Origin of the sequence: Cnuibacter sp. UC19_7, from assembly GCF_042699995.1 — a bacterium.
Lineage (GTDB): Bacteria > Actinomycetota > Actinomycetes > Actinomycetales > Microbacteriaceae > Cnuibacter.
Window position 1 is genome coordinate 1,516,644 of record NZ_CP170560.1, and the last position, 11,078, is coordinate 1,527,721.

Here is an 11,078-nt window from a genome sequence, read left to right on the forward strand (position 1 = left end):
CTGCCCGATCGGATCGGTCTACCCGGGGCCGAGGAGTCTGCCGATCGACGCACGGACCATCCCAGGTCGCTCCAGCATCATCATGTGCCCGGTGCCGGGGATGACCGTCGACGAGACGGCTTCACGTCGGGCCCATTCGGGAACACCCCATCCTTCGGCGCTCCGCTCACCCGCCACCAGATGGACCGCGCGGCCGGCGAACACCCTCTTCAGCATGGTCTGATAACCGGTCTCCGCAGTGGCTGCCACGATCGCCGAGGCCGAATCCCACACGGTCCGCCAGGGCTGGTATGCGAGAGCCTCCACCGCTTTCGCGACATTGCCTGGAGTGGCGGGTATCCCATCTGACGTGAGGAAGGATACGGGATCGCTCAGCCGCTGCTCGATCTCGACCTGCGCATCGACCTGGTCGAGAGTGGCGATCGAGGAGGACCAGAAGGCGTCTGCGAGAGAGAAGTTCCCCTCCACTGTCGTCACCGACTCCACCAGCTCGGGAGACTGATCGGCAAGGGTGAAAGCATAGACGGCTCCGATCGAGTGAGCCACGAGGTGCACCCGCGATCCGGGATGCTGAGCCGTCACATGCTCGCGGAGCGCCTGCACCTGCCCTCGGAACGTCACTCGCCGCTCGGCTGATGAGCCGTAGCCGTCGAGATCGGGCGCCGAGCAGTCGAACCGATCGAGTGGGTGGAACGCGACGGCGTCGCCGAAGGGGCCGAACAGCCCATGGACGAAGACGATCGGAAGGCTGGACCTCACCGGTCAATCATGCCGCTCCCACGCGCTCGACTCGACGTCGAACCTCAGTCCTGGTGCCAAACCTCGGTCATCCTCTCCCAGCCGGGCAGACCCGACCCCTCGCGGAAGGGGATCTGGCAGGCGCTCGTGAGCCGCCACCAGTCCTGCATGATCGGGTCCGCCTCCATCCGCGCCTGGGCGGCGTCGAGGTCGTCGCCCACGTAGTCGTAGGTGCCGACGATGACGTCGTCGAGGATGAAGATGGTGAAGTCGCGGATGCCGGCCTCGGCGGAGACCTCCTCGACGTGCGGCCAGACGGCGGCATGCAGCTCGAGGTACTCGGCCCGCTTCTCCGGGCGCAGCCTCGCGATCATGCCCACTCGGACCGGTCCCGGCGTCACTCCTTCGTCCCGCCCGCGGTGAGGCCGCTGACCAGGAACCGCTGCGAGAACAGGAAGATGATGAGCACGGGCGCCACCGACAGGATGGTGGCGAGCGCGAGCACCGGGAGGTCGATCGTCACGGAGGCCGCCGACGTCGGATTGAACAGGGGGACGTTCGACAGCAGCTCGGCGAGCCCGACCTGGATGGGCGACTTCTTGCCCGGCACCATGACGAAGGGCAGGAAGTAGTTGTTCCAGTTGCCCACGAGGCTGAAGAATCCGACGAGCGCGATCACGGGGGTGGCCAGCGGCATGGCCACCTGCGCGAAGACGCGGAACTCGCTCGCCCCGTCGATCCGAGCCGCATTCAGCAGGTCGCGCGACACCGCCGTCGAGAAGTAGATGTACGTCAGGTACACCCCGAACGGATAGAAGGAGAAGGGCAGGATCACCGACAGCGGCGTGCCCACCAGCTTCACCGCGCTGAGCTCGAGGAACGTCGGCAGCACGAGCGCCGTGTTGGGGATGAGCATCACGATGAGCGTCACCATGAGCAGCGTCCGGCGGAAGCGGAAGTCGACCATCGCGAGCGCGTAACCGGCCGGGATGCTCACGAGCAGCGTGAGGATCAGCGCCACACCCGAGTACAGGGTCGCGTTCCCGAGCCACGTCCAGACGATCCCGTTCTGGAACGCCATCAGCTGATCCCAGTTCGCCGCGAGCTGCTCGAAGCCGCCGAAGCTGAACGGGTTGTCGAGCAGCAGCTGGCGCCCGTCCTTCGTCGGCGCCAGCAGCAGCCACACCATCGGCAGCACGAAGAACACCACGAAGAAGGCGATGATGACCCACGCGACGACCCGTCCGAGCCATCTCGCCGGGCTCGGCGACTCGGCGGCGCGGCGGGTGCCGCCGGCGCGCCCGGTGCCGCCGATGCGGGTGGCCCGCTCGGGGCGGGTGGCCAGATCAGTCGCGCTCAAAGAGTCCTCCTCGGAAGACGAACAGGGCCGAGAGCCCGGCGGCGACGAGGAGCAGCAGCAGGGAGATGGCCGCCGATCCGTTGAAGTCGTTCTGCTTGAAGGCGAACAGGTACGCGAGCTGGTTGAGCGAGTAGTCCGGCGGCACGACGCCCTTCGACGCCTGCGAGAGCACACGCGGCTCGACGAAGAGCTGGGTGCCGGCCGCGAGCGCCATCACGGCCATGTACGAGATCCACTTCCGCATCAGCGGGATCTGGATGTGCCAGGCCGTCTTGATGGTGCCGGCGCCGTCGATCCGCGCCGCCTCCATCACCTCGACGGGGATGTTGTTGAGAGCGCCGTACATGATGATGATCCAGCCGCCGGCACCCGTCCAGAACGCGATGAGCGTGAAGATCACGGGCAGGTTGTCGAGCGCGACCGTCTGGACGAAGGTCTCCATGCCGAACGCCTGCAGGACCCCGGCGACCGGGCTCACGGTCGGGTCGAGGAGGAAGAGCCAGAGCATCACGCTCGACGCCCCCGCCAGCGCGCCCGGGATGTAGTAGAGGAACCGCACGGCGGACGAGGCCCACCGCGATCGGATCGCGTGCACGATGAGCGCCATCAGCACCACCAGCACGGTGAGCGAGATGAGCCAGATGACGACGAAGATCGCCACGTGCTGGACGGCCGGCCAGAACCGGTAGTCGCCGAACACCTTCACGAAGTTGTCGCCGCCGACGAAGGCGCCGTTCTTCGTGAACGCCAGGTACACGGCGTAGAGGGCGGGGAAGACCCCGAACGCGAGCAGCAGGATCGTGTAGCCCGCCGAGAAGGCGTAGCCGATCCGGGTCTGGCTGCGGTCGGGGCGCTTGCGACGGCGGGCGCCCCGCCGTCGGCCCTCGGTGTCGAGAGGGCCGACGGCGGGGGCCGTCTGCTGAGCGGTGGTAGTGATGATGGATCCTGTCGTCAGGCGTTACTTGGTGTCGTAGCCCTGGACCTGAGCCTCGTTGAGGATCTCCTCCTGCCAGGCCGGGACCACGTCGGCGATGGTCTTGCCGCTCGCCAGAGCGGGGACGACGACCGAGGCGTAGGCGGTCTCCGGGCTGAAGCTCGGGAAGCCCCATCCGCCCCAGACGCTGTTCGCCGCCTTCTGGACCGCGCTCTTGAAGTCACCGGCGTAGAAGCCGCTGGCGGCCTGGGTATCGAGCCAGGTGGAGGCCGCCGAGTCGTAGGCGGGGAGACCCGAGTTGAGCTTCGCGGAGGTGTCGGAGGAGGTGACGAACTCGAGGAAGGTCTTCACCGCGGCGAGGTTCTTCGAGTGGCTCGAGGCGTACCAGACGCCGCCGCCCACGTTGCCCGTGACCTGGTCCTCACCCTGCCAGTACAGCGGGTCCGCCGCGCCGAACGTGCCCGCGGGGGCGTTCACGCTGTCAGGGTTCTGGAAGAGCGCACCCGAGTACCACGCCGGGCCGGGCATCGCGACGATCTTGTCGGAGTACTTCGAGACGAAGTCCGAGCCGAAAACGCTGTCCTGCACGAGGGTGCCGTTCCCGACCATGGTGTCGAGCATGTCGGTCATCTTCGTCGAGTGCTCGTCCTGGAAGTCCGACGAGAAGGTGTTGCCGTCGAGCTGGAAGATCGGAGCCTGCGCTCCCCAGTAGTAGACGTACGGACCGACGAACGAGTCGCCGACGGTGCCGAGGATGTAGCCGGGGTGCTCGGCCGCGAGCTTGGTGCTGAGAGCCTCGTAGTCCTCCCACGTCTTCGGGATGTCGTAGCCGAACTGGTCGAGGAGGGGCTTGTTGTACCAGAGCACCACCGGGGCGAGGTCGTTGCGGAGGCCGTAGACCGTGCCGTCGACGGTCATCGGGTCGAGAGCGCCGTCGGTGAACCCGTCGAGGAAGCCCTGGTCGAGGAAGCCCTTGTTCAGCGCCGCGGCGTAGGCCTGGTTGCCGTTGGTCTCCTTGGCCGCCCACGACGCGTCGTTGGTCTGCGTCGAGAAGACGACGTCGGGCCATCCCTCTCCGGACTGGTCGAACAGCGCCATCTTGGTCTTGAAGGTGTCGGACCCGCCGGAGTTGCCGTCGTAGGTCTCGATGCTGATGGGGACGTCGGGGTTCTCCTCCTGGAACGCCTTGGCGATCGGCTCGCGCGAGGCGTCGACCCACACCGTGATGGTGCTGCCGTCCTCTTGCTCGGCGGAAGGGAAGCCGAAGCCGCTGTCGGTGCTCGTGCTGCCGCCCGAGCAGGCGGAGAGGAGGCCGAGGGCAGCGAGCCCGGCGGTGATGGCGAGGGTCTTCGTGAAGCGACGACTGCGGCGCTGTGTTGCCATGTCACGTCCTTTGAGGGTCGACGTCGTTGACGACTGCCGCCGGCTCTGGCGGCTAGGTAAGTAGATCATACATGTGATCTTTCGGGAACTCTAGATCTACGGCAGCCTATAGATCCGCTCAGCCGAACCGCCCAGCACGAGATCGCGGTCCCCCGGGTCGAGAGGCGACAGGAGGGCGGTGAGCGCGTCCCACATCCGCTCGTAGCCGCCCGCGATCCGCGCCACGGGCCAGTCGCCGCCGTACATCAGCCGGCCGGGCCCGAACAGCTCGAGGGCGTCGTCGACGAAGGGACGCAGCGAGTCGACCGTCCACGCGTCCGGGCCGCCGACCGAGGAGTAGAGGCCCGAGAGCTTCGCCGACGCCCGGGGGTTCTCGGCCACCGCGGCGAGGAGGTCGCGCCACTCCGCCCGCTCCCGCTCACCGCGACCGATCGGCGGCTTGCCGAGGTGGTCGACGACGAGGCGCAGCTCAGGATGCCGCTCGCCGATCGCGACCAGCTCGTCGAGGGCGAGGTGATCCTTGGTGGGGAAGTCGAGGGTCAGCCCGGCGGTCTCGAGCATCGAGAGCGACTCGCCCTGAGCCGCACCCGCCAGCCAATGCGGCGGCAGCTCGTGCACGAGGGCGCGGATGCCCACGATCAGCGACTCGGCGGTCAGCCGGTCGAGGGCGGCCGGGACGAGGTCGGGCCGGTCGAGCGGGACCCACCCCACGACGCCGACCACCTCGGGATGCCGCCGGGCGACGTCGAGCATCAGCCCGGTGTCGGCCGCCTCATCCGAGGCCTGGACGAGCACGGCCCCGCCGATGCCGAGAGCGGCGAGGGTCGGCAGGATCTCCTCGATGGCGTGGTCGCGATACAGGATCCCGGCCCCCTCGGTCAGCCATGGGTAGCGAGCCCGGCCGAGGTCCCAGACGTGGAGATGGGCGTCGATGATCATGCGATCTCCTCCAGTTCGGCCCACAGCTCCGCGGGCACCGCTGCTCGATAGCGCGCCAGGGTGTCTCGCATCTGCTCGGCGGTGCGCACCCCGACGACGACCGAGGCGACGGCCGGAAGGCGCAGCGGGAACTGCACCGCCGCATCCGGCAGGGTCGCGCCGGCCTCGCGGCACAGCTCGGCCATGCGCCGCGCCCGCTGCACGATCTCGGCCGGCGCCTGGCCGTAGTCGAACTTCGCGTCGTCGGGCACGTCAGCCCGGGCGAGCAGGCCGGAGTTGTAGACCGCTGCGGCGACGATCGAGACCCCATGATCGTCGACGGCCTGCAGGAGGTCCTCCTCCGCCGTCCGGTCGAGGAGCGTGTAGCGGCCGGCGACCATCACCACGTCGACGTCGCACTCGCGCACGAAGCGCGCGAGCATAGCCGCCTGGTTCATGCCCGCGCCAATGGCGCGCACGACACCCTGGTCCTTGAGCTCGCGGAGCGCCTCGATGCCCGTGGTCGATGCGGACTCCCAGTGCTCGTCGGGGTCGTGGAGGTACGCGATGTCGATGCGGTCGACCCCGAGCCGGCCGAGGCTCTCCTCGATCGACCGCAGCACGCCATCGCGGCTGAAGTCCCACCGGCGCCGATGGGTGGCCGGGACGGCAAAGCCGTCGTCGTCCCTCTCCCCCGCCGCCGCGAGCTCCGGGGTCGGCACGAGCAGCCGCCCCACCTTGGTGGAGAGCACGTACTCGTCGCGGTCGCGGCCGACCAGCGCGGCCCCGAGTCGGCGCTCGGAGAGCCCGATGCCGTAGTGCGGAGCGGTGTCGTAGTACCGCACCCCCGCTTTCCACGCGGCGTCGACCGCGGCGCGGGCCTCCTCATCGGTGGTCTCACGGTAGAGGCTGCCCAGCTGCGCCCCTCCGAATCCGATCTCGGTCAGCTGCGGCCCGGCCGCGATCCGTCGTGTCTGCATCGTCACGCCTCCTCGTCGAGTGTCTGGGTGCACCAGACGTCATACATAGTATCTTTGACGACTCGGTGCCACCCGTCTAGCGTGCGGGCAGGGTGAGGACTCCGTCGACGCGACGCGGAACCGACACGTCGTCGTCGCGCAGCTCAGCCGGCAGCACCGCGGCGGGCGCGTTCTGCCAGGCGATCGGCCTCAGCCACCGGCGGATGGCCGTGACCCCGACCGACGTGTGCTGCGTGTTCGTCGCCGGCCACGGGCCGCCGTGGTGCTGCGCCCACGACACCCGGACTCCGGTGGGATACCCGTTGAAGACCAGCCGGCCGGCGAACGGCTCGAGCGAGGCGGCGAGGTCAGCGACCAGGTCATCCTCGTCGGGCTCCGAGTGCACGGTGGCGGTGAGCGAGCGGGGCACGCGCCCGATCGCCTCGACGACCTCGTCGACCGAGTCGTAGCGCACGACCACGATCATCGGGCCGAAGCACTCCTCGGCCAGCTCGGCCGAGAGCTCGCCGGCCGTGGTCTCGAGCATGGTCGGGGGCACCGTGTAGCCCTCCCCCTCTGCCTCCTGCCCGCGTGCGAGCGCCCGGGCGCCCGCGTCGACGAGACGGGCCTCGATGGCGTCGAACGACCCTCGGATGCGCGAGTTGAGCAGGACGCCCGCCCCCGCATCGTCGGTGAGCGAGCTCAGCGCGGAGACCAGCTCGTCCCCCGACGCACCCGAGGGCACGAAGGCGAGGCCGGGCTTGGTGCAGAGCTGCCCCGCCGATCCCGTGTAGGAGGCGAACAGGCCCTCGGCGATCGCGGAGGAGCGCGCCGCGGCGGCGCCGGCGGTGACGACGAGCGGGTTGATGCTCGACAGCTCGCCGAAGAACGGGATCGGCTCGGGCCGCGTGGCGATGGCGGCCTGCAGCGCCTCGGCGGCGCCGAGCGAGCCGGTGAAGCCCACGGCGGTGATGTTGGGGTCCTTGACGAGCTGGGTGCCCGCCTCCTGCCCGTACACGATGCCGATCGTGCCCTCGGGTGCACCGACCGAGCGCGCCGCGGCGAGCAGCGTCTCGTACGAGAGGGCCGAGGTGAGCGGATGCGACCCGTGGGCCTTGGCGACCACCGGGCAGCCGGCCGCGAGCGCCGACGCGACGTCGCCGCCGAGCACGGAGAAGGCGAACGGGAAGTTGCTCGAGCCGAAGACGGCGACGGCTCCGATCGGCACGAGCATGCGCCGCACGTCGGGCTGCGGGCCGAGCGGGGTGTCGCCCGCGTGGTCGATGGCTGCCTCGAGGTACGAGCCCTCGCGGATCGCGGCGGCGAACAGCGAGAGCTGGAACGCGCTGCGGCTGAGCTCGCCGTTCAGGCGCGCGGCGGTGAGACCGGTCTCCGCCTCGGCGGTCTGGACGAGCTGCTCGCGACTGCCTTCGAGGGCGACGGCCATGGCGTCGAGCATCTCGGCGCGGAACTCGCGACCGAGGGCGGCGAGGTCGCGCGCCGCGGAGGCGGCCAGAGCGGCGATCGCGGCGACCTCCTCCGGAGAGGTCTTCTCGAGGTCGGTGGCAGCGCTGACACCGGTGCGGGGATCTGTCGTGGTGATCATCGTGGGTCCTTTCGGGAGACCGAGGAGGGAGGTCAGGCGCTCTCGCGAGCGACGACGGAGAAGCCGAGGTCGACGCGACGGACGTCGTCGGTGCGGTGGGTCATGCGCTGCAGCAGCAGCTCGCCGGCGACGGTGCCGATCTCGCGGTTGGGCGCCGAGACCGTGGTGAGCGTCGGAGCGAGGTAGCGGGCGAGCTCGAAGTCGCCGAACCCGGTGATGGCGAGGTCGCCGGGCACTGAGATGCCCTGCCTGCCCGCCTCGAGGATGGCGCCGGCGGCGAAGATGTCGCTGGCGAACATGAGCACGTCGGTGTCGGGATGCACGGAGCGCGCCTGGTGCAGGAGCAGCTTGCCGGTCTCGAGGTCGACCCGGGCGGTGCCGGAGTCGACGACCCGGAGGGGCTCGTCGGGGAACAGCTCGGCGACCGTCTCCTCGAACGCGGCGCGGCGCTTCGCGGCGCGGAAGTCGCCCGTCTGGAGCGAACCGGCGAACGTGGGGTGCCGGTATCCGCGCTCGTGGGCGTACTCGACGATCGCGCGGATGGCGTCGTGATTGGAGAAGCCGACGAGCGAGTCGATCGGCGAGTCCGTCATCTCCCAGGTCTCGACGATCGGAACGCGCGACTCGCGCAGGAGGTGCGTCGTCCGCTCGGTGTGCGTGGTGCCGACGATGAAGAAGCCGTCCGGACGGCGACCGAGGAAGGAGCGGACGAGGTCCTCCTCGAGGGAGGGTCGGTAGCCGGTCGAGCCGAGGAAGAGCTGGTACCCGGCCGGGCCGAGCACCTCCTCCAGCCCGTGCAGCGCATCCGCGAACACGGAGGCGCTCACATCGGGCACGAGCACGGCGACGGTCATGCTCCGGTTGGAGGCGAGGTTCGAGGCGGCGAGGTTCGGCACGTAGCCGGTGGCGGCGATCGACGAGCGCACCCGCTCCAGGGTGAACTCCGATACCAGCTCGGGCGCCCGGATGGAGCGCGAGACCGTCTGCGGCGAGACGCCGGCGTGCAGGGCGACGTCGTGGAGCGTCACCGTCTGCGTCGACCGGCGTGTGAGTCTCGGCCCCGCCGCAGCGGCCTCGAGGTCGGCGGCGGGGTCGAGGTCGGCGACGACCCCGAGCCCCGGGGTCACAGGAGGTTCCGACTCGCCAGGTTGCGCATCAGCGAGCCGATCCCGAACACCCATGGTTCGCACCTCTCGCTCTCCTCGACGTGGTTGACCAGACTACCGAGTTCGGGTGCCGAGATCGCGACCACGTCGCCGCGCTTGTGGGTGAAGCCGCGGTCGGGCTCGTCGCGGTCGACGATCGGCGCGAACATGGTGCCGAGCATGAGCGCGGCGCCGTCGGGGTACTGGTGCGACGGGCCGATGAGCTGCGCGGCGAGATCCTCGGGATCGCGGCTGATCCGCCGCATCTCGCTCGTGCCGTGGAGCTCGAAGCCGTCCTCCCCGACCAGGTCGAGCGAGACCGTGAGACCGCGCACGGTGTCGAGGTCGAAGGTCTCGTCGAACAGGCGGATGAAGGGCCCGATCGAGCAGGAGGCGTTGTTGTCCTTGGCCTTCGGCAGGAGGAGCGCGGACCGGCCCTCGACGTCGCGGAGGTTGACGTCGTTGCCCAGCGTCGCTCCGACGATACGGCCGCTCGAGGTGAGCGCGAGCACGACCTCGGGCTCGGGGTTGTTCCACTGCGACTTCGACCAGACACCGACCGCGACGCCGGTACCCATGGTCGACAGGGTCGGGCCCTTGGTGAAGATCTCGGCGTCGGGGCCGATCCCGACCTCGAGGTACTGGCTCCAGATGCCCTTCTCGACGAGGAAGGCCTTCAGCGCGACCGCCTCGTCGGAGCCCGGGACGATCGCGCTCAGGTCGGCACCGATCTCCGCGAGGATCTCGTCGCGCATGGCGGCCGCCGCATCCGGATCGCCCTTCACCCGCTCCTCGATCACACGCTCGATCATCGAGACCGCGAAGGTGACGCCCGCGGCCTTGACGGTCTGCAGGTCGAGGGGCGAGAGCAGCCGGACCCGACTCGTGTCGCCGGCGACGGTCGCGGCGAGCGCGTCCTCGAGCGTGCCGAGGTTCGGCGCGCCCTCCGCGAGCGCGGCGCGGGCGGCGGCGACCGGGTCGTCGCTCTCCAGCAGGTCGCTCACGGTGGCGAAGGCGTCGGAGAGATCGTACAGCCCGTCCTCCCTCACCAGCACGGGCGAGGGGCCCTCGACCGCCGGGTCCCAGACCCGGCCGAGGAGGGTTCCCGCGTAGCGATCCGCGGGGAGGGTGGTCGCGACGTCGGCGGTGATCGTCGTGGGCATGCGGTGGGCTCCTGTCGGGGCGGATGCGGTCGGTCGGGGTGGGGTGGATGCGGTCGGGTGCGCTGGGCGTGTTCGGCGGCGCTGGGCTCAGCGGCGGCGGAAGACGGCGTCGCGCTTCTCGGCGAAGGCGCGGCGGCCCTCGGCGGCGTCCTCGGTCGCGAACGTGATCGTCTGGAGGTCGCGCTCGTAGCGGATGGCCTCGTCCTGCGTCATGGTGAACGCGGCGCGGAGGTTGGCCTTGGCTGTCTCGGCGGCGATGGGCGGCCGCGTCGCGATCGTGGTCGCGAGCTCGCGCGCCCGCGGCAGCAGCGCACCCGGCTCGACCACCTCGGAGACGAGGTTCCACGCCAGGGCCTGCTGCGCCGTGATCGGATCGCCCGTCATGATCATGACGGCGGCGTTCGAGGGGCCGATCGAGCGCGCGAGGAACGTGCTCATGCCGCCCCCGCCGATCCAGCCGAGCTTGATCTCGGGGGCCGCGAACGACGCGGTCGACGAGGCGAGGCGGATGTCGCAGGTCATCGCCGTCTCGAGGCCGCCGCCGAACGCGTAGCCGTTCACCGCGGCGATGAGCGGCTTCCGCAGCAGGCGGAGCGCGTCGCAGTAGTCCTCGCGGTTCCGGAACTCCCACGGCGTGCGGTACTTGTCGAGAGAGCGGATGTCGCTGCCGGCGCAGAACGCCCGGTCCCCCGCCCCGGTCAGCACGACCGCGCGGACCTCGTCCTCCTCGTTGGCCCAGGTCGCGGCGACGACGAGCGCGTCCGACATCTCCTGGGTGACCGAGTTCAGCTTCGCCGGACGGTTGATCGTGATCGTCGCGACGTGCCCGTCGAGCTCGAGCAGGATCTCGTCGGTGCCGAGTGCAGGCATGC

Annotated in this window: 11 protein-coding genes; all 11 read right to left on the minus strand. The window is 69.9% G+C overall.

The window, feature by feature from the left end; all coding sequences use genetic code 11:
• Positions 1-18 precede the first annotated feature (18 nt).
• Complete coding sequence (locus tag ACFJGV_RS07105) at positions 19-759, minus strand: alpha/beta fold hydrolase (RefSeq protein WP_378147904.1); 741 nt, start codon at positions 757-759, stop codon at positions 19-21.
• Between the two features lie 44 nt (positions 760-803).
• Complete coding sequence (locus ACFJGV_RS07110) at positions 804-1,112, minus strand: L-rhamnose mutarotase (protein WP_378147905.1); 309 nt, start codon at positions 1,110-1,112, stop codon at positions 804-806.
• Positions 1,113-1,135: 23 nt separating this feature from the next.
• Positions 1,136-2,098 carry a carbohydrate ABC transporter permease gene (locus ACFJGV_RS07115; RefSeq protein ID WP_378147907.1) on the minus strand — a complete coding sequence of 321 codons (963 nt, stop codon included), beginning with the start codon at positions 2,096-2,098 and terminating at the stop codon, positions 1,136-1,138.
• Positions 2,085-2,855 (minus strand): carbohydrate ABC transporter permease, encoded by a 771-nt coding sequence (locus ACFJGV_RS07120; protein WP_378147909.1) that lies wholly within the window; start codon positions 2,853-2,855, stop codon positions 2,085-2,087. Before ACFJGV_RS07120 ends, ACFJGV_RS07115 begins: the two co-directional genes overlap by 14 nt.
• 201 nt (positions 2,856-3,056) lie before the next feature.
• Positions 3,057-4,415, minus strand: coding sequence for an ABC transporter substrate-binding protein (locus ACFJGV_RS07125; RefSeq protein ID WP_378147911.1), 1,359 nt, complete (start codon positions 4,413-4,415; stop codon positions 3,057-3,059).
• A gap of 96 nt (positions 4,416-4,511) precedes the next feature.
• The gene (locus ACFJGV_RS07130; RefSeq protein WP_378147913.1) at positions 4,512-5,354 is read right to left on the minus strand and encodes an amidohydrolase family protein; all 843 of its coding nucleotides are present in this window, start codon (positions 5,352-5,354) and stop codon (positions 4,512-4,514) included.
• Positions 5,351-6,313, minus strand: a complete 963-nt coding sequence (locus ACFJGV_RS07135; RefSeq protein WP_378147915.1) for an aldo/keto reductase — start codon at positions 6,311-6,313, stop codon at positions 5,351-5,353. Before ACFJGV_RS07135 ends, ACFJGV_RS07130 begins: the two co-directional genes overlap by 4 nt.
• A 76-nt stretch (positions 6,314-6,389) precedes the next feature.
• Positions 6,390-7,898 carry an aldehyde dehydrogenase family protein gene (locus tag ACFJGV_RS07140; RefSeq protein WP_378147916.1) on the minus strand — a complete coding sequence of 503 codons (1,509 nt, stop codon included), beginning with the start codon at positions 7,896-7,898 and terminating at the stop codon, positions 6,390-6,392.
• A 32-nt stretch (positions 7,899-7,930) separates the two neighbouring features.
• A complete protein-coding gene (locus ACFJGV_RS07145) occupies positions 7,931-9,025 on the minus strand; it encodes a LacI family DNA-binding transcriptional regulator (RefSeq protein WP_378147918.1) in 1,095 nt (364 codons plus the stop codon).
• A complete protein-coding gene (locus ACFJGV_RS07150) occupies positions 9,022-10,206 on the minus strand; it encodes a fumarylacetoacetate hydrolase family protein (RefSeq protein WP_378147919.1) in 1,185 nt (394 codons plus the stop codon). The genes ACFJGV_RS07145 and ACFJGV_RS07150 overlap by 4 nt, the downstream gene beginning before the upstream one ends.
• 87 nt (positions 10,207-10,293) lie before the next feature.
• On the minus strand, positions 10,294-11,076 hold the full coding sequence (locus tag ACFJGV_RS07155) for an enoyl-CoA hydratase/isomerase family protein (protein WP_378147920.1): 783 nt from the start codon (positions 11,074-11,076) through the stop codon (positions 10,294-10,296).
• Between the last annotated feature and the right edge of the window lie 2 nt (positions 11,077-11,078).